The organism is Sneathiella sp. (assembly GCF_047631475.1).
In the GTDB taxonomy this organism is placed as follows: Bacteria; Pseudomonadota; Alphaproteobacteria; order Sneathiellales; family Sneathiellaceae; genus Sneathiella.
Genome location: NZ_JBLHZT010000001.1, coordinates 153,386 through 174,354 on the forward strand (window position 1 = coordinate 153,386; position 20,969 = coordinate 174,354).

Genomic DNA, 20,969 nt, shown 5'->3' on the forward strand with positions numbered 1-20,969 from the left:
AGAAAAGATTTGGTTACAAATACATTCTTATTTAGGGTGAATTCATCTTTGGCGGGCAGGCGTCCCTAGCGAAACCTGCCGGGAGTATACTGTTTATCTATCTTTGGTCAATTCTTGTTTCTAAAGTCGTAATGTTTGCGCTACCCTGAAAGAAAATGAACGCCGACAGAGCGTCCAAACTTAAAAAAGAGACAAAATGTCAAACAATAATAATATCTCCGGTCTGGATGCTCGCCTGAAGAAAATTCCCATATTTTATGGCTGGATTGTCGTTGCCATTGTATTCATTACGATGGGCATTGGTGTTAATGTTCGGACCTCTTTTTCTCTTCTTTATCCGTCTATTCTGCAAGAATTTGGCTGGGACAGGGCGACGACAGCTGCGGCCTTTACGATTGGCTTTATCAGCGCCGGGGCCTTTTCTCCGATCATTGGACGGATTATGGATTTTTCAGCGCCGCGCTATCTATTGTCTGCATCGGCGTTGATGGTTAGCGCGGGTCTTGTCTTGTCGATTTATGCGACGGAACCCTGGCATATCTATCTGACCCTGGGTGTCATGATGATCGGGACGGGGGTCGTTATGACGTATGTTGGGCATTCGATGTTTTTACCCAATTGGTTTGAACAGAAACGGGGCCTAGCAATCGGGCTCGCTTTTTCTGGCGTCGGGATTGGATCCGTCTTTCTGATGCCAATTCTACAAAGCACGATTTCGGAAAGTGGATGGCGATCTGCCTGCCTTTTGATGGCTGTTCTTTTGGTTGTCGTTGTGGTGCCGTTGAACTTGATCCTGCAACGCAAAAGCCCGGATGAGCTTGGTTTGAAACCAGACGGAGAAGAACAGGATGTTTTAACAGGACAGACCGTCCGTGTGATTGCCGATGCGATTGTGGATACGGAATGGACCCAAACTGACTGGACTTTAAAAAAGGCCATGAAAACCGGGTCATTTTGGTGGCTGTGCCTGACCTGTAGTAGCGGGCTTTATGCGTGGTATGCTGTGCAGATCCATCAAACAAAATATCTGATTGAAACGGGCATTTCACCATTGGAGGCGTCTTTTGCACTGGGTTTTGTCGGGTTCGCTGGTATTCTTGGGCAAATTTATTTTGGTCATTTGTCAGACCGTATCGGGCGTGAATGGGTCTGGACGCTGGCAAGCTCCGGCTTTGCACTGTGTTACCTGATGTTGCTGATGATGGAGGATAACAGCCACTCTGCTCTGTTGTATGCCATGGTCACTGTGCAGGGCGGATTGGGGTATGCGTTGGCAGCGATCTTCGGCTCGATGCCTGCCGATCTGTTTCAAGGGCGGCGATATGGTGAAATTTTAGGCGTTGTTAGTTTGATTGCATTAATGGGCGGAGGGGTCGGCCCTTATGTTACCGGATATTTGTATGATCTGAACGGTAATTATCGGGCGGCATTCTGGCTTGCCTTTGCTATCTGCCTTGTCTCAATCTTCTCTGTTTGGATGACGGCTCCCCGAAAAAGGAGATTGGTTGCAGGGCAAGCGGAAAAACGCGCAGCGTCAATTGTGACAGACCAAGAGGGCGTATAGGAAAAGGATTATTCGACATGACGAAAACAGCAATCGTGACAGGTGCCAGCGCAGGCATTGGCCGAGCGGTTTCTTTGGCCCTGCTTGAAAAGGGTTACAATGTTGTTCTGGCCGGGCGTTCCAGTGAAAAACTGCAAGAAACAAGAGAGTTGGCAGGATCATTCAAAGAGCGGGCGCTTGCTGTTATAACAGATGTCACCGATCCGGAAAGTGTGGATACTCTTTTTCGGGAAACGGAAACCCGTTTCGAGCGGCTGGATCTGTTGTTTAACAATGCCGGTGTCGGGGCCCCGCCGGTTACGGTGGATGCGCTTTCATTGGATGATTGGCATGCTGCCGTCAACACCAACTTAAATGGTGCCTTTTATTGTGCGAGAGCCGCGTTTGCTTTAATGCGTCGGCAGTCACCAAAGGGCGGGCGTATTATTAATAATGGTTCGATCTCTGCGCATACCCCTCGGCCTTTCAGTGCTCCCTATACGGCGACCAAGCATGCGATTTCCGGATTAACGAAATGTCTTTCGCTGGATGGTCGACCTTATGATATTGCGTGCGGGCAGATTGATATTGGCAACGCAGCAACACCGATGACAGAGGTTATGCAAAAGGGCGTGCCGCAGGCTAATCTTGATATTAAGCCGGAGCCTGTGATGGATGTGGAAAATGTCGCGTCAGCGATTGTCTATATGGACAGTCTGTCACTGGATGCAAATGTCCAGTTTATGACGGTTATGGCGACTAAGATGCCGTTTATTGGTCGCGGTTAATCTCCAAAGATGGAGGCAAGGTAGGCGATCGCAACTTTTTCGGCTTCTAGGGCTAAATCCGTTGAGTAGCCTAGGGGATAATGGGGCGGGCGCCGTAAAATCATCGCTTTGACACAGATTATGCTGGCTCGGGCGACGGCCTCTGCCTGCTTACGAGAATATCCAATTTCAGCAAACCGCGGATATCCTGCAAACAGATGGACCATTTGGTTTTCTGAGGCCAAATTGGCCAACTGCCATTCATCATGACCAGACAAGGCGATATCCAACCGATACCGGATCTCGTCACCTGCCACAAGATTTGAAAATATTTCCAATAGGGCGGTGACAAGGCGACGCCAGTGGGCCTTCGGGGCCAATTCTTCAAATGTAGTGGTCAGGATATTGTTTTCTCGCTCAAGGATTTGTTCTCCAAGCGCGAGTAAGATCTCATCACGGTCTTTGAAATATTGATAAATCGAACCAACAGGAACCGCTGCTTCTTCAGCTATTCTGCTTGTCGTTACTTTTGAAAGTTCGGTTGTTTTGAGTAAGGTCTCGGCGCAGCTAATAATTTTCTCGACCCGTTCCTTTGACCGGGACTGTAGCGGCACCTTTCGGTTGCTCATTTTCGCTTTCTTCATATGACAAACAATACAACGCACAATGTGAAAAAAATTCAGGTTAAGCTTGACCAACGGCAATCAAAGACCAAACATGCGATAAGCTCTTAGTGGTGTTTGTGCTAATTTCAATAAAAAAATATGATTTATATATTTCTTTTATTGAGGGAATTTGGGGGGTAAATTGAAAAATTATAATATTATCAATATGTTGATTGGGTTTGTGGTTGTGGCATTTTTGACGCCTGCTATCGCCTTCGCTGATGACATTATTCAGGTGCCTGCAGGAAGCAATGCGCAGGAACGCTTGCAAGAAGCTCTTATTCTGGCGGAGCCGGGGCAAACGATCCAATTATCCGAAGGGGTTTATTCGTTAACGGATGGCCTTTCTCTGGACGTGCAAGATGTAACGGTGCGCGGGATGGGAATGGACAAGTCTGTTCTTTCTTTTAAAAATCAGGAAGGCGGTTCGGAAGGGTTGCTGATCACATCCGATGGTGTGGTGTTGAAGGACTTTGCTGTTGAAGATTCAAAAGGCGATGCCATCAAAGCAAAAGGTGTAGACGGCATTGCCATGATCCGGGTTCGCACTGAATGGACTGGCGGCCCTAAGGCGACGAACGGCGCGTATGGATTGTATCCGGTGCAATCGAAAAATGTTTATATCGATGGTGCTGTCGCCATTGGGGCGTCAGATGCCGGTATTTATGTTGGCCAAAGCGATAAGATCATTGTTCGCAACAGTCGCGGCGAGTTTAATGTTGCCGGTCTGGAAATCGAAAACAGTTATAATGCAGATGTTTTCGATAATGTTATGACAAATAATACAGGCGGATTACTGGTTTTTGACCTGCCTAACTTGCCACAGCAAGGTGGTCACAACGTTCGTTTTTTTCGCAACAAGTCCTATGGGAACAATACAGATAATTTCGCACCAGAGGGTAACATTGTCGGGATTGTCCCGCGCGGAACCGGTATGATTGTCATGGCGAACGAAAATGTGGAGATCTTTGAAAATGAATTTTCTGACAATGATACCATGAACATCGTTGTTGCCAGTTATGTGGACGATTTCGACGACGAACATTATCAACCAACGCCTCGAAAAATTCATATTCATCATAACAAATTTGGCAAATCCGGAATGAAACATGATACCGGTGAATTTGGAACCATCGTGAAGGAAACCGTAGGTGCGCCAAGCCCGGACATTATTTGGGATGGTGTATTGCCGATTGTTGATTACCTGTTTTTTGGTCAGGACGAAGACGATCAACTCGCAATTCACGATAACGAACATTCTGACGGCGTTCGCCCATATGGAAACGCGAACATGATCATGCATGTTTTGGCGCCGTTTCTGCACAGCCCGGATTTTGATGCATCGGCGTATCAAAAATCCTATCCGTCTCTGCCGCCGGTGACAGTCACCATTCGTGGTAAACCGGCCGAGAGCCTGGTTCAGTAGGGGCGTCCGGATGAATGCTTTTTTGATCAGCCGTTTTGTTTCCTTGTTCTCCGGATTTGTGCTTTGCGCGTTGTTCGCAGGTACCGCTTTGGGAGCGTCACAGGTGAACGATCGTTTGTTGATGGGGCAAAAGCCAGCGGCCCGGTTATCTGAATACGGGTTATTTTCAGGGCCAGGGCTGGAACATCCTGACGAGCGTGTTATTCGCTATACGATCAGCAATCCGTTGTTTACCGATTATGCTTTAAAGGATCGGTTTCTCTATCTACCAAAAAATGCGAAACCAGCATCTTACCAGACGGCAGGGGTCCTGAATTTTCCGGTCGGCAGTGTTTTGATCAAGACATTTGCCTATCCTGCAAGTTTTAAAGATTTGGGCGGTCCCCTTAGAAAAATAGAAACCCGGTTGCTGGTTCACAAGAAATCGGGTTGGGTTGGTTATCCTTATGTTTGGAATGATGAGCAAACGGATGCTGCGCTCAAGCTGGCTGGGAAGCGTTTAAAAGTGGATGTGATCTGGAAAAGCGGTGAAAAAGGCGTCATTTCATATGCGGTTCCAAATAAAAATCAATGTAAGGGCTGTCATGGCGATAAAGAAAAGCGGTTGGCCCCTATTGGACCAAAAATCCGAAACTTAAACAAAACAAACCAGAGCGGGTCCGGCAATCAAATTCACGATTTGATTGATAGAGACTATATTGAAGGTCCAAAGCGAGACACGGGGGACATGCCAAAAGTGCCTTTCCCCTTTAATCCGGAGGAGGGGACACTGGTCGATCGTGCCCGATCTTATCTGGATGGAAATTGTGCCCACTGCCATGCCCCCGGACGGGCCGCTGATACAAGTGGTTTATATCTTGGGTATCTTGAAAAGCGCGAGGTTCATTGGGGACTTGATAAGCCCCCGGTTGCTGCGGGGCGTGGGTCGGGTGGTCTGCTGGTTGATATTGACCCAGGACATCCCGAAAAATCCATCCTTGTCTTCCGGATGAAGAGCAACGACCCTGGTGTTATGATGCCCGAAACAGGGCGGTCGATGATCGACAAAGAAGGGGTCGCTTTGATCGAGGCGTTTATTCGGCAGCTGGATTGATCAATCAGTAATCTAACAGGATCGGAGTCGGTTTATTTTGTATGTATACGAATAAAATGCTTGAGAAATCTGAAATATGGGGGCATGATTTTTATCAAACAGTAAACAAACAGCCATGAGAGAACCCTAATAATACATGGCGTGCTGTTTAAAATGGGAGTTACATCGGGCATTCTGTTTCGGTGTTTAAAGAGCTGAAGGGAGCGTGAGTCATGATTTCAAGAAGAGGTTTAGTTACAAAAACGTTGGCCGGCGCTGTGCTGGCAGCAATTCTGGGATCCTCCTTCGCCGCACAGGCAAGTGAGACGATCAAGATCGGTGAGATTAACAGCTACACTCGTTTGCCTGCATTTACCGAGCCCTACAAAAAGGGTTGGGAACTGGCGGTTGAGCAGATTAATAACAACGGCGGAGTCCTTGGGAAAAAACTGGAAGTGATTTCGCGGGATGATGCCGGGAAGCCCGGAAATGCCGTAAAAATTGCTGAAGAACTGGTATCCAAGGAAAAAGTCGCCCTTCTGGCGGGCACTTTCTTTTCGCATATTGGTCTGGCGGTGACTGATTATGCAAAACAGAAAAAGGTTTTGTTCATCGCATCCGAGCCTCTCAGCGATGCGATCGTTTGGTCAAAAGGAAATGATTACACGTTCCGCTTACGTCCTTCCACTTATATGCAGTCTGCTATGCTGGCAAAAGAAGCGGCAAAACTGCCTGCAAAAAAATGGGCGACCGTTGCGCCAAACTATGCATATGGCAAGGATGCCGTTGCCGCGTTTAAATCTGTTCTGAAAGAACTGAAGCCTGATGTTGAGTTTGTTGAAGAACAATGGCCAGCCCTGTTCAAAATCGATGCGGGTGCAACCGTCCGGGCCCTGGAAGCAGCAAAACCAGATGCGATCTACAATGTAACTTTTGGTGGCGATCTTGCAAAATTTGTGCGGGAGGGATCTATCCGTGGATTGTTTGAAGGCCGGGAAGTTGCCAGCCTGTTGACAGGTGAGCCAGAATATCTGGATCCTCTTAAAGCAGAAGCACCAGAAGGCTGGATTGTCACCGGTTATCCTCGTGATTTTATCAAAGATAAAGCCCATAGTGACTATGTTGCGGCCTATGAGGCCAAATTCTCTGAATTGCCAAAAACGGGATCGTTGGTTGGCTATAATACCATTTTGACAATCGCCGCAGCGATTGAAAAAGCAGGCAGCACAGATCGTGATAAACTCCTTGCTGCGATGAAGGACCTGACATTCGACAGCCCTTCTGGAAGCGTTAAATATCGGGCGATCGACCATCAGTCAACGATGGGCGCCTGGGTTGGACGGACAGCGGTCAAAGATGGCAAAGGCATCATGGTTGACTGGTTCTATGCAGATGGAAATGACTATCTGCCCGGACCTGAAAAAACCAAAATGCTTCGCGCGGCACAATAAGCCTAACTCTACCTCTCGGTGACGCATGTTACCGAGAGGCTTTCCACTTTTCCTACCTTGACTGAGGAGTAGTCAATGGGTTTTTACCTGGCTCAGTTCCTGACAGGACTGGCGAGCGCGTCGTCACTTTTTCTGGTGGCGTCCGGCTTGTCCATCATTTTTGGCGTTACCCGCATCGTAAATTTTGCGCATGGATCCTTCTTTATGTTGGGGGCTTACCTTGCCTATACTTTCGTCGACCTTATGCCTCATGGTATTTTGGGCTTCTGGGGGTCTGTTCTGGCGGCTTCGTTGGCTGTTGGCGTGATCGGTGTGCTGCTGGAAGTAACTTTATTTCGCCGAATTTATAAAGCTCCTGAGCTTTTTCAGCTGGTTGCAACCTTTGGCGTAGTTCTTGTCATTCAGGATATTGCCTTATGGATATGGGGGGCAGAAGACCTGTTTGGTCCAAGGGCGCCGGGTCTGGAAGGAGCCGTTCGAATTTTGGGGGAGCCTATTCCTGAATACGATCTCGCGCTTATCGTTTTGGGTCCTGCGGTTCTGCTGGGTGTCTGGCTGTTATTTAACAAAACCCGTTGGGGGACTCTGGTCCGTGCAGCGACGCAGGATCGGGAAATGGTCAGCGCCTTGGGGGTCAATCAAAGCTGGCTTTTTACAAGTGTGTTTTTTGTGGGCTCAACCCTTGCCGGGCTGGGCGGCGCGGTGCAGCTACCGCGGGAGGCCGCAAACCTGTTGATGGATCTCAATGTCATTGGCGAAGCGTTTGTTGTTGTTGTTATTGGCGGAATGGGGAGTGTTCCAGGTGCATTTTTAGCATCCGTTCTGATCGGCGAGCTAAATGCCTTCGGAATTTTGGTGTTTCCAGAAATTACTTTGGTGCTGGCCTTTCTTGTTATGGCTGTCGTCCTGGTTGTGCGGCCTTGGGGATTGCTTGGAAAACCCGACGCTGTGTTGCGCGGCGCTGATGGCCCGCCCGAGCAGCCTTTGAAATTAATGACCCCGCTGTCGTTGAAAATGGTTTTGGGACTCGTTCTGATTTTGGTCCTTGCGCCTGTTCTGTTTGATGAATTTGCCATCGTTCTGCTGACCGATATTCTGATTTTCGTTTTGTTTGCAGTCAGTCTGCATTTCATAATGGGCCCAGGCGGTCTGGTGTCTTTCGGACATGCGGCATATTTTGGTCTTGGCGCGTATGGGGCGGCGCTGGCTGTGAAATATTTTGGCGTCGACATGCTTGGGGGATTGGTTTTGGCACCGGTCGCTGCCGGGCTTGGGGCCCTTATTTTTGGCTGGTTCTGCGTTCGGCTCAGTGGTGTTTATCTTGCGATGCTTACGCTTGCCGCAGCACAGATTACCTGGTCAGTCGCTTTTCAGTGGCAAGAGGTCACGGGCGGAGATGACGGTATTCTAGGGGTTTGGCCGGCCGAGTGGGCATCTGAAAAAGCGGCTTATTACTATCTGACACTGACGCTGGTTCTGGCGGGCGTGTATTTCATTCGTCGGATAGTTTATGCACCTTTTGGATATGCCATGCGGGCAGGGCGTGATTCCCAGCTTCGTGTTGAAGCAATCGGGATTAACTTAAAGACCCAGCAATGGATGGCGTTTGTGATCGCGGGTATTTTTGCCGGCGTTGCAGGCGGTCTTTATGTGTATTCAAAGGGAAGTATTTTCCCGGACGAATTAGCGATATCCAGATCGGTTGATGGTCTGGTGATGGTTTTGTTGGGTGGGATCCATTCGCTGATTGGACCTATTGTTGGTGCTGTCAGCTTTACCATGCTGGAGGATTTGGTCACCCGTCTGGATTATTGGCGGATTATATTCGGGGGTGTCATTCTGTTTATTGTGGTCATCGCACCTGAAGGACTGGCAGGGTTTGCGCGGCGTGTCCTGCCAACGGCACTCACCGGTAAAAAAGAACAGGAGGGCCGAGTATGAGTTTGTTGAAAGTACAAGGTCTGACCAAGTCTTTTGGCGGTGTGAAAGCCGTCAATGATGTCACTTTTGAATTGGCCGTGGGTGAAATGCTGGCTCTTATCGGCCCTAATGGTGCCGGGAAAACAACCTGCTTTAACATGTTGAACGGTCAGTTGAAGGCGGATGCCGGTACTGTTCTGTATAACGGAACAGAACTTTTGTCTTTAAACCCGCGAGAGATATGGCGGATGGGAATTGGACGGACCTTCCAGATTACGGCGACCTTCGCTTCTATGACGGTGCGGGAAAATGTCCAGATGGCTCTTTTGTCTCACCATAAGAAGATTTTTTCTTTATGGGGGCGGGCTGAAATTCGCTATCGGGATGAAGCGGATGCGTTGCTGGATCGTGTGGGAATGCTCCACCAGGCAGACAGAGCCTGCGGTGTGCTGGCATATGGGGATTTAAAACGGTTAGAGCTTGCCATTGCCCTTGCCCATGGCCCCAAGTTGTTGCTCATGGATGAACCGACAGCTGGTATGGCGCCCAAAGAACGGATTTCCCTTATGGAACTTGTCGCTTCGATTGCACAAAGTACAGGTGTGAGTGTTTTATTTACTGAGCATGATATGGATGTTGTGTTTGCGCATTCCGATCGTCTGATGGTTTTGAACCGGGGTGAAATTATTGCAACCGGGACCGCTGAAGAAATCCGTAAAAACGATCTTGTGAAAGAGGTTTATCTCGGCGGCGGAAGTACTTTTGATACAACAGGTGAGGTCGCATAGAATGCTTGATATTAATGGTATCAACGCTTTTTACGGGCAGGCTCAGATTCTTGAGGATGTTTCCTTTTCAGTTAATGCAGGTGAAGTGGTTGCCTTGCTGGGCCGCAACGGTGCGGGGAAGTCAACAACCATGAAAACCCTGATGGGGATGGTCCGTTCCACAGAGGGGGATGTCCGGTTTAACAACAGTTCGATAAAGAACCTTCCCAGTCATAATATCTGCCAGCAGGGTCTTGGTTACGTTCCCGAAGAACGACGGATTTTTACGGAACTTTCGGTCATGGAAAATCTGGAAGTCGGCCGTCAGGATAAACGAGAAGGGGCGCCGTTCTGGACAGCGGAGAAGTTGTTTGAACTCTTTCCCAATCTTGGCGAGATGAAGAACCGTCCCGGTGGACAGATGAGCGGTGGTGAACAGCAAATGCTGTCAATTGCACGCACGTTGATGGGAAATCCTGCGGCTATTTTACTCGATGAGCCATCGGAAGGGATTGCCCCTGTTATCGTTGAGCAAATGGCGATTACTATTTCAGCGCTCAAATCAGAAGGTTTGGCGGTTTTACTGTCAGAACAGAATCTGCATTTTGCCAAACTGGTCTCGGATCGCGCGGTCATCCTTGAAAAGGGGAGTGTGCAATATCAAGGCAGTATTCAGGAGCTGGAAGAACATCCGGAAATCCGGGATGCTTATCTCGCCGTTTGATTTATCTTGCGTCGATTAGGCTTACACATTCCAGCACGATCGACGCTGCTAATTGAGCGGTTATCCCGTTGATATCATAGGGTGGGCTGACCGTATTGATGTCGCAGGCAACAATATTCAGGCCCTTCATGGCCCTTAAAAGGTTCAGTCCTTCGAAGGTGGTGGGGCCGCCGGGTGTTGGTGTTGCAACACCCGGCGCTGCGGATGGATCAAAGAAGTCCATGTCAAAACACAGATAGACTGGCCTCCCTTCAAGGCTGGAGCGGATCAGGGTACTGGCCTGTTCGACAGGCATGTGTGCCAGCTTTGTCCAGGGCAGTACGCGATATCCCATCTGTTCGGTGAAGGCTATACTTTTATCGGCGTTTACCGGCGCTCTTGTTCCCACATGCACAGAATTGGCAATATCCAACACGCCTTCATTTGCCGCATGGGTAAATGGCGTGGCATTGTCAAAATGCTCGTTGCTCCGAAGCGGATAACAATCCGTATGAGCATCAAAATGCAAAACGGTGACATCAGGAAATTTTTGATGAACAGACCTGATTTGAGGCAGGAAAACAGCGCCGTCGCCGCCTAGGGAAACGGGTGTACAGTTATTGTCCAAAATGGTTGTGATCGCGTGCTCTGTCCTGGCGTAGAATTCGCCAATAGCGGACAGGCCCCCACCGGAAAAATTGACGTCGCCCGCGTCGATAACCGTTTGCCTTTGCAAGGGATCATTGTGGGCGTCCTCGATCAGTTCTAACGACAACACAGACTGTTCCCGAATGGCATTCGGGCCGAGGCGGGCTCCCAGTCTGGTAGGGTGGCTTCCACAATCGAACGGTAGACCCAAAATGGCAATATCAGCGTGTTGGAAATCTTGCGAAACAGGTAATCTGGCAAAGGATAGAGGCGATACGAAAAGCCCCTTGCGTTCCGTTCTCATCGATCTTCCATTCTTTCAATTAAGTCTTTCAGTGCAGCATCAAATGGCATTGCAGCTTCAAAAGCCCTCGACGCTTTGAGGATCGTTGGTTCATCATACCGGGCGCCGACAATCTGCAGGCCGATCGGTAATCCTGAAGTTGAAATCCCTGCAGGAATTGAGGCGGCAGGATGCCCGGTCAGGTTAAACGGGACCGTGTAGGGTGTCGCATCGTCCCATCGATCATAGTCGTCGGTATGATAAACTGTTTCTGCAAGCGGGGAGGTTGACGGCATGGTGGGTGTTAGCAACAGGTCATACTGGGTAAAAAACTGTCCCATTTTTCCGCCCAGTCGAACCCTCTCTGAATGCGCGGCGTAATAACTGCCTAAGGAAACCGATAGTCCTTGTTCTGCCAGCGCTAAAAAACCTGGATCCAGATCGGCCCATTTGCGCCGCGGAATTTGTTTTAAAATATAGCCAAACCCGGCTTTCCAATAGTCCTCGAACAGAGGGCGAAGCGGGGGGAAAACGTCGTCAACAAGGGTGATGTTTGCGCCCAGACCGCGAAATTTATCAACTGCGCTGTCGATGATCTCGCTAACCTCTGAAGAGGGGGTCGCCCCACCCAGGGTTGGGCTATAGGCGATTTTCATTCCTTCGATGCCGCCATTGATCCCTTTGGTGAAGTCCAGCTTCTGGTCGGCGGCGGCATACCAGTCTCGCGCATCTGGTTGGGCCATCACATTGAGCATCAGGGCAGCATCCTGCACGGATCTGCTAAGGGGACCATTGCTGACAAGTGTCGCGTAAGGGCTTTCATTGGGGGTATGTGGAACCCGTCCAAAGGTAGGTTTAATGCCATAGAGACCACAATAACTGGACGGGATGCGTACAGACCCGCCGCCATCGGTGCCAAGGGCAAGAGGTCCGCTTCCAGAGGCGACGGCCGCCGCCGCACCTCCGCTGGATCCACCCGGTGAGTGCTTTGTATTCCACGGGTTGCGGGTATAGCCGTGCAGTGGGCTGTCGGTGATCCCTTTCCATCCAAATTCAGGTGTGTGGGTGAGGCCAAACAAGATGGCGCCACTTTCCCTCAGGCGTGCAACGCTGGGACAGTCCTGCTCCAAAACAAGATCAGGATCATTGGTTTTGGAACCACTCAGGCACGCATGGCCTTTTACGGCCACGATGTCTTTTATACTGATGGGGATACCATCAAGAGGGCTTAAAGGAACACCCTTTTCCCAGCGGGCTTCGGATCTTTTGGCCTGTGTTATGGCTGTTTCTGTATCAATTACGCGAAATGCATTGAGATCAGGCTCAAGTTTGGCCACGTGGCTGAGTACCTGATTGGTGACCTCTAGAGGGGAGGCTGTTTGTTCAGAATAAGCTTTAGAGAGCTCTGTTGCTGTCATGTTGAGAACGGACACGTGACACCTGTTGTTTTTATTTTTGATAGCTCAGTATGAAGAATTCTGTTCACGCTGTCATCCCTCTGATATGGACAGGGGCAATGTACATTTTATCCATGTGTTTTATAGTGGGCCGGACTGTGGGCTAGACGGGGCGATATTGGCGTGAAGAAAGATCCAACGAAGCAGAAATTTATGGGGAAGAGCCTTCTTCCTTTTGGGCAACATGTTACGACGCCTGAAAAGCATATTGCGATGACCGATTTCCCTGATATGGAGGAGATGAATCGGGAGCTGGAAGCGTATTTGATGGAAAAAGCGTCAGAGAAACTGGCGCTGGAAGGCAAACAGTCTTCGGCAAAAAGTACGAAAATCCATCACGTGGATGCGTGGGATATTCCCTCGGCTCAGTTTATTGATCAACGCGCGCAGGCTTTTTTCCGTGCCATTACAGGATTGCAAACATCTGTCGTCGATTTAAGTTGGGCCAATATATACCAAAAAGGCGATTATATCCTACCCCATGCCCATTCTCGTTCGACCGGATCGCTGGTATATGTTGTTTCCATGGGGGATGAGGATGACCGGGATCCAATGTCAGGGAAGTTTGTTATATCGGACCCGCGACTGGGCGTTTGCTGTCAGGCTGACGGAACCTATATGAGCAATAACTTCATGCCGGGCTTTAAAGCAGGTTCGATGATTGTTTTTCCGTCAACGGTCGTCCATATGGTGACGCCTTATCAAGGGAATAAGCCAAGAATAACAATTGCCTGGAATATAAATGACAAGGCGTTACCCAAAAGATCCGCGTCAGAAAGTGTTGGAATTCCGCCTCACCCTGGTAAGGCGAAAATCCGCGCGCTTCGTTAGGCGTTTTCTTGTTTCAGCATTAAACTGATTTCATCTTTCAGGGCGAGGCGCTGGCGGCGAAGCTGCTTTTCATAGCCCTCGTCCGCTGGCGCGACATTGGTTTCAATGCGGTGTATTTCGCGGTTCACTGTATGATATTCTTCAGTGAGTTTAGCAAAATGATTGTTGCTTTGGTTTAACTGCTGAATTTTTTCTTTTTCCGCAGGAAACTCTTCATTTAATTCATGGGCAACGTGAGACATTTTTTCCATCCATTCTTTAGTGTTGATAAGACAGTTTAGGACCAATTTTCAGCCCCTTTCATTGACCTCCATCAATTAGCAAAGGATGGAGAACTTAAAAGGGCGCTGGACCTTTTGGAAAAAGTAAGGAAAACTGATTTTTGAAGATGCCATTGAGCAGAAATTGCTTAAATGCGAAAAAATAACAAAAAGGTGTCAATATGAGCGCACAAACGCCAGAGCGGGCCTCGTTTCGAGCAATGACGGGAGCGACTGCCGACGATTACGTTATAATTTCTGATAACTTTCGGAAATATTCAAAAGATCTGCCGGACCGGGTGCTAACGCACTTAAGGTTGCTGGACGGCGATTTCGGGGGCTTTCCAATAGATCGCCTGCAGCATTCTTTGCAATCTGCAACACGGGCTCATCTGGATGGCCGGGATGAAGAATATGTTGTCATGGCACTCCTCCATGACATCGGTGATACGCTGGGATCCTACAACCATGCGGATATTGCAGCCGCTATTCTTCAGCCGTTTCTATCGGAAGAAAATTACTGGATCGTGAAAAACCACGGGATTTTTCAAGGATACTATTTCTTTCACCACATTGGCTTGGACCCCAATTTACGTGATCAGTATAAAGATCATCCTTATTTTAATGCCTGTGCTGAATTTTGCGAAAAATATGATCAGAATGCGTTCGATAAAGATTACGACGCCAAGCCCTTGAGCTTTTTTGAGCCGATGGTTCGCCGGGTTCTCGCCAAACCACGTCAATCAATTTACAAAAATAGTGACGCAGCCACGGTCTAGTGCGCTCAGCCTAAAGCGCTAAACGCCTCCCGGATCCTTTTTTGAGGGTCAAGCAGGGTCAATCCAATGACCCTGTTAGGCTGGCGCGCTGGGATAGTTCCATCCAGTTTCCATCAAGATCTCGGACAAAGCTGTAGCGGACAGTCGTGCCCAATGTGTTTGGGGCCATGCCTTCAAGCCCTCCTTCTTTGAGGATATGGGCATGCTCTTTGTTCGCTGAATAAATTTGAGCCGTAAGATAGCGGTACCCTTTTGCAACATGGTCTCCTGTTGGCAGGATGGTCGGGTCTTCTGTCGCAAATAATAAAGTGCGTCCGCACCGAAAAGCGGTTCCTTTTTCGGTTTCCTCGGACGGGAGGGATAAAGCACGTCCATAATGGTCGTCAAACTGGTTGCGATTTCGCACATGCAGTTCAATCGCGGTATCTGTGATCCCAAGAAATCCATGCGGTACAAGACGGACTTTGTTGCCGTCAGGGTCGGCCTTTTCGACTGGTTCGGAAAGGTCCCGCTGTGCAATATATAAGACCCTTATGCCAGAGGGCCGATTGTTTTCGAGCGTCCCTCTGGCATGATTGATTTTCAGAATAGGGCCTGTTGGGCCATCCCCTAGAAAATGACGATGTTGGTGAATACCGCCGCCCAGCTTCCCCAGATGATCGAATGGCAGACCAATTTCCTGCTGCCAGAATTCCAGCATTGCGTCTTTGTTGTTTGTGTAAAGACCGATATCCAGATGTTGCTTTGCCAAATTCATGGACTTCTCCTTTTTCTGTGAATTCTGGCAGGCTTACGGGGACAAGAAAAGGAAATCGTGTCTTCAGGTGTGTTTTTTGCGATAATCCTCTACGGGTAATCCGCCGATACCCCAGTTATCAAGGTCAACCTCATCAATGACGACAAATGTTGTGGACGGATTTTTGTTGAGTGTTTCAGACAGAAGGTTGGTGACACCCGCAATCAGCTCGGCTTTTTGCTCGGCGGTGGTTCCGCCTTCGCGGGTTATCTTTATATTTACATAAGGCATGATGGTCCTCGATTATTCAATGGGGGTTGCATGAAATGTCTTGGCAACGATTTGCCATCTTTCGTTAATCCGAATGAGAGAAAGATAATCCGTATAGTCAGTGTTAATCATATGGCAGTTGAGTTTCACCAATGCGGTATCCGCGCCAGTGATATCAATGCTATCAACATTAAGGTACCGCTGTTCCCCCCGCTCTGAGGGCGGTGTTCTTTTTCGAATAACCTCAAAATATTCATCCATGTCATAGTGCAGTAAATCGTCGTTTTTGCGGGTGAAATACTGCGCTTTTGGATGAAAAACTGATTGCAATAGCGGTACATCGCACGTGAACAAGCCTTCATAATACTGGTCGATCAGGTTTCCGATTTGAACATGTTCAGTAGACATATTTCCCTCCCTAATATGGGGGCGACTGCCCCCATTTTAATTAATTAAGAAGGCCTTCGGCTTTCATCGATGCCTGTACGGCTGGTCGCGAGGCAACTTGCCCCAAAAATGCCTTCAGCTTCGGAAACCCGCTGATGTCGATATTGACGAAACCAGTCCAGGACGTCACGACGAAGAGATATGCATCGGCCACACTGAACGTATCGCCCAAAAGGAACGTGCGTCCATCAGAGAGGATGTTTTCAAAATATCCTAGCTTTTCATGGACCCTTGAGGTGCCTGCTTCCCGCTCACTTGCGGTTAATTCACGGCCGGAAAAGAACAGTCCGAAAGCTTTGTGAAGTTCAGCAGAGATAAAATTTAGATGCTGTTGAAGTTTCGCTCTTTCCAACGTGCCGTTCTGTGGGGCGAGGGCATGGGTTGGGTTCTGATCAGCAAGATATTGGAGTATGGCAGCTCCTTCTACCAGAGTGTTTTCTGGATCAATTTCAAGGGCGGGAACATAACCAAGCGGGTTGATTGTGTTGTAATCGGCGCCAGATGCTGTTTTCCCTTTCGCCGTATCGACGGCTTCAATATCAAAGGAAGAGCCAATTTCGTTCAGTACGATATGAGAGGCAAGAGAGCAGGCACCGGGTTTAAAGTAGAGTTTCATTATAATCTTCTTTCTTGGTTTTACGCTTAAGACAAAGGAAGACTTAGAAACTGAGGTTACATTTGTAAACCATAGAACTTTATGTTATCTAATTATAACGTTTCCGATTGGTAACTTAAAGTAACTGGAAAAACCATGGCTTTGAAAGTGAGAAAAAACAAGAGCCCGTCCCCGCCAAACAATTGTCCGCTTACTGAATGTATGGCGGTGATTGGAGGGGCGTGGACTCCAAATATTTTATGGGCGCTAAAGGGAGGGGCGAGACGGTTTAGCGAGCTTCGTCTGGACATTCCACATGTGTCCGCAAAAATGCTGACCACCCGGCTAAGGGAACTGGAAGACCGTTTTATTATCTTCCGTGAAGTGAAGCCCACCTCACCGCCGTCCGTAGAATACTCTTTGACCGGATTTGGAAAAGAACTGATGCCCGCGATTGAAGCGATTGCCAATGTAGGGCATAAGATCAAATTGAAACGGGAGTCACTGGAAAGCCGGCAGGAAGAACTCGCCTCCTGATGGCTTAATCATCTTTTGCCAGACGCAGACCCGTGACTTGCCACCGTTGGTGGGGATAAAAGAAATTCCGGTATGTAGGGCGCATCTGGCGGATCGGCGTGGTGCAGGCTCCGCCTTTCAGGACAAACTGACCGGACATGAACTTGCCGTTATACTCAGCCACAGCCCCCTCCGCTGGTTTGAAACCCGGATAGGAGATATAGGGGCTGCTTGTCCATTCCCAAACATCCCCATATAACTGCGCCATCTTGGTTTTTTGGGGCGGTGATCTTCGCGGCCGATACTGTCCGCTTTCCAGAAAGTTTCCTTCTATCGCCTTCTGTCTTGCCGCAATTTCCCATTCAAACTCGGTCGGTAGGCGATGCCCTCGCCAGCGCGCAAACGCATCTGCTTCATAGTAGCTGATATGGCTTGCCGGGCTTTCCAGATCAATCGGCTGAAACCCTCGTAATGTCATCGACCACCAGATATCATCGCGTTTTTCCCAGTATAAGGGAGAGTGCCAGTCTTCTGTTTGTACTGCCGCCCAGCCATCTGAAAGCCATAACAATGGGTTTTGATAGCCGCCATCGTCCATGAACTCTATCCAATCCCGATTGTTTATCGGTTTGTTTGCCAATTTAAAGGGGCGGAGGATCTGTTGGTGCTTTGGTGTTTCACAATCAAACGAAAATCCTGTTTGATCATGCCCGACCTCAACCAGTCCGCCTTCATAGATCGTCCAGTCAACAGTTGCAGGAGGGCTGGCATTTGCTACAGGTAGAGGTTCCGAGGGATGATAAATAGGCTTAAGAGGGTTTTGCGCGAACAGATGAAGTAAGTCTGTGAGCAACAGTTCCTGATGCTGCATTTCATGGTTCAGGCCTAATTCAACAAGGTCGAGTGTTCTCGTGTCTGGTTGGGTGTGTGTCAAGAATTCCGTCATATGCTGATTAACATGCTGACGGTAATCGGTGATTTCAGCAAGCGAAGGGCGGGTTAGCATACCACGTTGCGGCCTTGGCTGACGCGGGCCCAGAGATTCGTAATAGGAATTGAAAAGAAATGCGTACTGCTTGTCGAAACAGGGATAGTCGTCTTTGTGCGGTATCAGGATAAGAGTTTCAAAGAACCAGCTTGTATGGCCAAGATGCCATTTTGCGGGACTGGCGTCAGTCATGGACTGTACGGTCGCATCAGCGTCGGATAGGGGCGCCGCCAATGTCGCTGTACATGTCCGTATTTCATCAAACTGCTTCAGCAGGTCGCCTGTGCGGGATGTTCGGTTTTGGTTAGCCTCTAAGGTATATGTCATAATGGTACTTCCGAAGAACTGAGAAAGTGAACACTGAACAGGGATTGTTCGTCTATCCAGGCCTTACCGGATTTATAGCCCGCTACTGATGCAAGTTTCTGAAACCCTTCAATTGTATATTTATAGGAGTTTTCAGTATGGATGCTTTCCCCCGCCTTGAATGAAAATGTGTTTTCGCCCACCGAGACGATTTGATTCGTTTTAGAAACCAGATGCATTTCGATGCGGCTTTGTTTTTCGTTGTAGGGGGCATAGTGTTCGAAATTGTCGATCACAAAATTTGCAGATAATTCTGCATTACATCGCGCTAGGATGTTTAAGTTGAATTGGGCAGTAATGCCTTCTTGATCATTGTAGGCCTGAAAAAGAACGTCGTGATCTTTTACCAGGTCGACGCCAATAAGAAGATCGCCCCCGTTCAGGATTTGCCGGGTTTGCCGCAAAAAATCCGTTGCTTCATTCGGGGCAAAATTTCCAATGGTTGAGCCCGGAAAGAAGCCTGTCCGTTTGCCGGGTACCAGCGCAGGAAATTGGAAGTCGGATGTATAATCAGCACAAATGGCAATTACTGGAATTTCAGGAAAACGGGCGGCCAGATTTTTCGCGGCTTCAAGTAAATGCTCTTTAGAAATATCCATCGGGATATAGCTTAGGGGCTTGTTGATCGCATCCAACAAGGTTTGTATTTTCGTACTCGACCCGCTTCCAAACTCGATTAAGTGCGTATGCTCCCCCGTGAAACTGGCAATTTCTTTTCCGTGTTTTTGAAGAATGCCAAGTTCCGTGCGGGTTGGGTAATATTCTTCAAGATGGCAAATTCTGTCAAATAACGCCGATCCTTCTTCATCGTAAAAAAATTTGCTGGGGATTGATTTCTGTGGGCTTGAAAGTCCGTCCAGAACGGCGGACCTGAAATCGTCCTGAATTGGTTCAAAGTCGTGAAACGCAGCAATCTTCCCTGACATGTTGGCGGCTCCCGCAAAAAGGTTGGAACAGACTTTCCTTCATCTTTGTCATCACGATTATTTTAGGAAGCTCTGCTTTATATAAGCGATATAATGTAGTGAAATTGGTCCGGTAGGTCCTGAAATTGGAAAGCGCTGGTCTATAAATGAAACAGGTGGGATGCTGATGGATTGGGATGATGTTCGGTATTTTTTAGCGTTGGCACGGGCGGGCTCTATTCGTGGGGCAGGTGTGTTGCTGGATGTCAGTCATTCAACAGTCGCACGCCGTGTGGAACAGTTTGAGCAACATATCGGGGTTCGGCTGTTTGACCGGACACCATCGGGGTATGTTTTGACTGTCGCTGGCGAGGATATGATTGAAACGGCAAGCCAGATGGAATTGGATATGAACGCGCTGGAGCGCCGTTTGCTGGGGCAGGATGGTCGTTTGGAGGGGGATATACGCATTACCTTCCCCGACTCGCTTACATCAGACATTCTGATGCCAGATATTGTTACTTTCTCACGCGAATATTCTGAAATAAATTTGGAGCTGGTTCTGTCTTACCGGGTATTTGATTTGTCAAAACGGGAAGCAGATATTGCCTTGCGATCCATGCGGTGCGGCTCTCTGCCGCCGCCTCATTTGATTGGTCGAAAATTGGCCACGATCCATTATGCGCATTATGCTTCTCGCCAGTTTTTACAAGAGCATGATCTGGAGCAGAAGGACGGTCCAGCGCATTGGATCCGATGGGACGAACGCGAGAAATCTCCATCCTGGATAAAGGATAGCCTTTATCCAGAAATACCAGGACGCCATAATCTTGCGAACGGTATGATGCAGTTGCAAGCCGTCAGGGCAGGGTTGGGGATTGCGTCTCTGCCATGTTTTGCCGCAGATCGAGAACCGAATTTAGTGCGGTTGCCCGGCAGTATCAGTCACCCTTATTTTGATATGTGGATTTTGTCTCACCCGGATTTAAAAGAAACGGCCCGGATGAGAATATTTAAAGATCATATTACCCGCGCCGTTCTTCAAAAAGCTCCGCTATATGAAGGGAAACTTTCAGCCGTTGGCCATCACTAACTTGTCTGGTTTTGGCATTGCGGCGCCATACGGGACGTCGCCCGCAATGGTCACACGTCTTAACTCTCTTCGGTAGCCGTCATAATCGTTCAGTGCCAAATGCATGGCACAGCGGTTATCCCACATTGCGACCGAGTTTTTGCGCCATCTGAAGCGACAGGTGAACACTTCTGAAATTGAGTGGTTGAACAGCTTCTCAAGAATTTCTTTACTGTCTCTTTCGGTCATATCCTTTAGCCGCACCGTGTACACCGGATTGACGAACAAAACTTTTTTACCTGTTTCAGGATGGATCCGAACAAGGGGGTGTTCTACTTCTTCATGGGCTTCTTCGCTTCGGATGATGGTCATGGACTTTTTGGAGGTATCGCCCAAAATGCTTTTTCCTGTGCCGTAGGGGCGGCGGGCTGAATGAACCGCGATTAATGGATCGACAATGCGTTTCATACCTTCTGACAAGGTGTCATAAGCGAGATAACTG

At 48.6% G+C, this 20,969-nt stretch carries 23 protein-coding genes; 12 read left to right on the forward strand and 11 right to left on the reverse strand.

The annotated features are described in order from the left end of the window. The first annotated feature begins 196 nt into the window (after nucleotides 1-196). Entirely contained in the window at nucleotides 197-1,564 is a 1,368-nt protein-coding gene (locus ACJAYR_RS00795; RefSeq protein ID WP_415234827.1) for an MFS transporter, read from the forward strand. Between the two features lie 17 nt (nucleotides 1,565-1,581). Continuing rightward, nucleotides 1,582-2,331, forward strand: coding sequence for an SDR family oxidoreductase (locus ACJAYR_RS00800; protein WP_415234828.1), 750 nt, complete (start codon nucleotides 1,582-1,584; stop codon nucleotides 2,329-2,331). Here ACJAYR_RS00800 and ACJAYR_RS00805 read toward each other — a convergent pair. Further along, nucleotides 2,328-2,939, reverse strand: a complete 612-nt coding sequence (locus ACJAYR_RS00805) for a TetR/AcrR family transcriptional regulator (RefSeq protein WP_415234829.1) — start codon at nucleotides 2,937-2,939, stop codon at nucleotides 2,328-2,330. The genes ACJAYR_RS00800 and ACJAYR_RS00805 overlap by 4 nt on opposite strands. A 178-nt stretch (nucleotides 2,940-3,117) precedes the next feature. On the opposite strand from ACJAYR_RS00805, the gene ACJAYR_RS00810 reads away from it, so the two are divergent. The 6 genes from ACJAYR_RS00810 to ACJAYR_RS00835 all read left to right on the forward strand — a co-directional run bounded on the left by ACJAYR_RS00810 (nucleotide 3,118) and on the right by ACJAYR_RS00835 (nucleotide 10,335). Beyond that, complete coding sequence (locus ACJAYR_RS00810; RefSeq protein WP_415234830.1) at nucleotides 3,118-4,401, forward strand: parallel beta-helix domain-containing protein; 1,284 nt, start codon at nucleotides 3,118-3,120, stop codon at nucleotides 4,399-4,401. A gap of 10 nt (nucleotides 4,402-4,411) precedes the next feature. Further along, nucleotides 4,412-5,494, forward strand: a complete 1,083-nt coding sequence (locus ACJAYR_RS00815) for an SO2930 family diheme c-type cytochrome (protein WP_415234831.1) — start codon at nucleotides 4,412-4,414, stop codon at nucleotides 5,492-5,494. A gap of 212 nt (nucleotides 5,495-5,706) precedes the next feature. Beyond that, on the forward strand, nucleotides 5,707-6,924 hold the full coding sequence (locus tag ACJAYR_RS00820; RefSeq protein WP_415234832.1) for an ABC transporter substrate-binding protein: 1,218 nt from the start codon (nucleotides 5,707-5,709) through the stop codon (nucleotides 6,922-6,924). A 75-nt stretch (nucleotides 6,925-6,999) separates the two neighbouring features. Continuing rightward, on the forward strand, nucleotides 7,000-8,865 hold the full coding sequence (locus ACJAYR_RS00825; RefSeq protein WP_415234833.1) for an ABC transporter permease: 1,866 nt from the start codon (nucleotides 7,000-7,002) through the stop codon (nucleotides 8,863-8,865). Further along, nucleotides 8,862-9,632: an ABC transporter ATP-binding protein gene (locus ACJAYR_RS00830; RefSeq protein ID WP_415234834.1), complete on the forward strand. Its 771-nt coding sequence runs from the start codon at nucleotides 8,862-8,864 to the stop codon at nucleotides 9,630-9,632. Before ACJAYR_RS00825 ends, ACJAYR_RS00830 begins: the two co-directional genes overlap by 4 nt. A gap of 1 nt (nucleotide 9,633) precedes the next feature. Next, nucleotides 9,634-10,335: an ABC transporter ATP-binding protein gene (locus tag ACJAYR_RS00835; RefSeq protein ID WP_169543214.1), complete on the forward strand. Its 702-nt coding sequence runs from the start codon at nucleotides 9,634-9,636 to the stop codon at nucleotides 10,333-10,335. A gap of 1 nt (nucleotide 10,336) precedes the next feature. Here ACJAYR_RS00835 and ACJAYR_RS00840 read toward each other — a convergent pair whose 3' ends face one another. Both ACJAYR_RS00840 and ACJAYR_RS00845 read right to left on the reverse strand, forming a co-directional pair. After that, nucleotides 10,337-11,266 carry an arginase family protein gene (locus ACJAYR_RS00840; protein WP_415234835.1) on the reverse strand — a complete coding sequence of 310 codons (930 nt, stop codon included), beginning with the start codon at nucleotides 11,264-11,266 and terminating at the stop codon, nucleotides 10,337-10,339. Then, nucleotides 11,263-12,678, reverse strand: a complete 1,416-nt coding sequence (locus tag ACJAYR_RS00845; RefSeq protein WP_415234836.1) for an amidase — start codon at nucleotides 12,676-12,678, stop codon at nucleotides 11,263-11,265. Before ACJAYR_RS00845 ends, ACJAYR_RS00840 begins: the two co-directional genes overlap by 4 nt. Nucleotides 12,679-12,825: 147 nt before the next feature. Between ACJAYR_RS00845 and ACJAYR_RS00850 the strand changes: the two genes are divergently transcribed. After that, complete coding sequence (locus ACJAYR_RS00850; RefSeq protein WP_415234837.1) at nucleotides 12,826-13,533, forward strand: putative 2OG-Fe(II) oxygenase; 708 nt, start codon at nucleotides 12,826-12,828, stop codon at nucleotides 13,531-13,533. On the opposite strand, the gene ACJAYR_RS00855 is transcribed toward ACJAYR_RS00850, so the two are convergent. After that, nucleotides 13,530-13,775: a YdcH family protein gene (locus ACJAYR_RS00855; protein ID WP_169543210.1), complete on the reverse strand. Its 246-nt coding sequence runs from the start codon at nucleotides 13,773-13,775 to the stop codon at nucleotides 13,530-13,532. The genes ACJAYR_RS00850 and ACJAYR_RS00855 overlap by 4 nt on opposite strands. A gap of 200 nt (nucleotides 13,776-13,975) precedes the next feature. Here ACJAYR_RS00855 and ACJAYR_RS00860 point away from each other — a divergent pair, with 200 nt between their 5' ends. Further along, a complete protein-coding gene (locus ACJAYR_RS00860) occupies nucleotides 13,976-14,572 on the forward strand; it encodes an HD domain-containing protein (RefSeq protein WP_415234838.1) in 597 nt (198 codons plus the stop codon). Between the two features lie 58 nt (nucleotides 14,573-14,630). On the opposite strand, the gene ACJAYR_RS00865 is transcribed toward ACJAYR_RS00860, so the two are convergent. From ACJAYR_RS00865 to gstA, 4 genes are all read right to left on the reverse strand, one after another. After that, a complete protein-coding gene (locus tag ACJAYR_RS00865; RefSeq protein WP_415234839.1) occupies nucleotides 14,631-15,329 on the reverse strand; it encodes a VOC family protein in 699 nt (232 codons plus the stop codon). A gap of 63 nt (nucleotides 15,330-15,392) precedes the next feature. Beyond that, on the reverse strand, nucleotides 15,393-15,599 hold the full coding sequence (locus ACJAYR_RS00870; protein ID WP_415234840.1) for a tautomerase family protein: 207 nt from the start codon (nucleotides 15,597-15,599) through the stop codon (nucleotides 15,393-15,395). A gap of 12 nt (nucleotides 15,600-15,611) precedes the next feature. Further along, nucleotides 15,612-15,986: a nuclear transport factor 2 family protein gene (locus ACJAYR_RS00875; protein ID WP_415234841.1), complete on the reverse strand. Its 375-nt coding sequence runs from the start codon at nucleotides 15,984-15,986 to the stop codon at nucleotides 15,612-15,614. A 40-nt stretch (nucleotides 15,987-16,026) separates the two neighbouring features. Next, the gene (gene gstA, locus ACJAYR_RS00880) at nucleotides 16,027-16,641 is read right to left on the reverse strand and encodes a glutathione transferase GstA (protein WP_415234842.1); all 615 of its coding nucleotides are present in this window, start codon (nucleotides 16,639-16,641) and stop codon (nucleotides 16,027-16,029) included. A 135-nt stretch (nucleotides 16,642-16,776) separates the two neighbouring features. On the opposite strand from gstA, the gene ACJAYR_RS00885 reads away from it, so the two are divergent. Next, entirely contained in the window at nucleotides 16,777-17,157 is a 381-nt protein-coding gene (locus tag ACJAYR_RS00885; protein ID WP_415234843.1) for a winged helix-turn-helix transcriptional regulator, read from the forward strand. Between the two features lie 4 nt (nucleotides 17,158-17,161). Here the strand turns inward: ACJAYR_RS00885 and egtB are convergent, their stop codons facing one another. Beyond that, nucleotides 17,162-18,451: an ergothioneine biosynthesis protein EgtB gene (gene egtB / locus ACJAYR_RS00890; protein ID WP_415234844.1), complete on the reverse strand. Its 1,290-nt coding sequence runs from the start codon at nucleotides 18,449-18,451 to the stop codon at nucleotides 17,162-17,164. Further along, complete coding sequence (egtD, locus tag ACJAYR_RS00895; protein ID WP_415234845.1) at nucleotides 18,448-19,416, reverse strand: L-histidine N(alpha)-methyltransferase; 969 nt, start codon at nucleotides 19,414-19,416, stop codon at nucleotides 18,448-18,450. The genes egtB and egtD overlap by 4 nt, the downstream gene beginning before the upstream one ends. A gap of 166 nt (nucleotides 19,417-19,582) precedes the next feature. Between egtD and ACJAYR_RS00900 the strand changes: the two genes are divergently transcribed. Further along, the gene (locus ACJAYR_RS00900) at nucleotides 19,583-20,488 is read left to right on the forward strand and encodes a LysR family transcriptional regulator (protein ID WP_415234846.1); all 906 of its coding nucleotides are present in this window, start codon (nucleotides 19,583-19,585) and stop codon (nucleotides 20,486-20,488) included. Here ACJAYR_RS00900 and ACJAYR_RS00905 read toward each other — a convergent pair. Further along, nucleotides 20,468-20,969 (reverse strand): TauD/TfdA dioxygenase family protein (locus ACJAYR_RS00905; protein WP_415234847.1); only part of this gene is annotated, 502 nt, incomplete at its 5' end. The genes ACJAYR_RS00900 and ACJAYR_RS00905 overlap by 21 nt on opposite strands.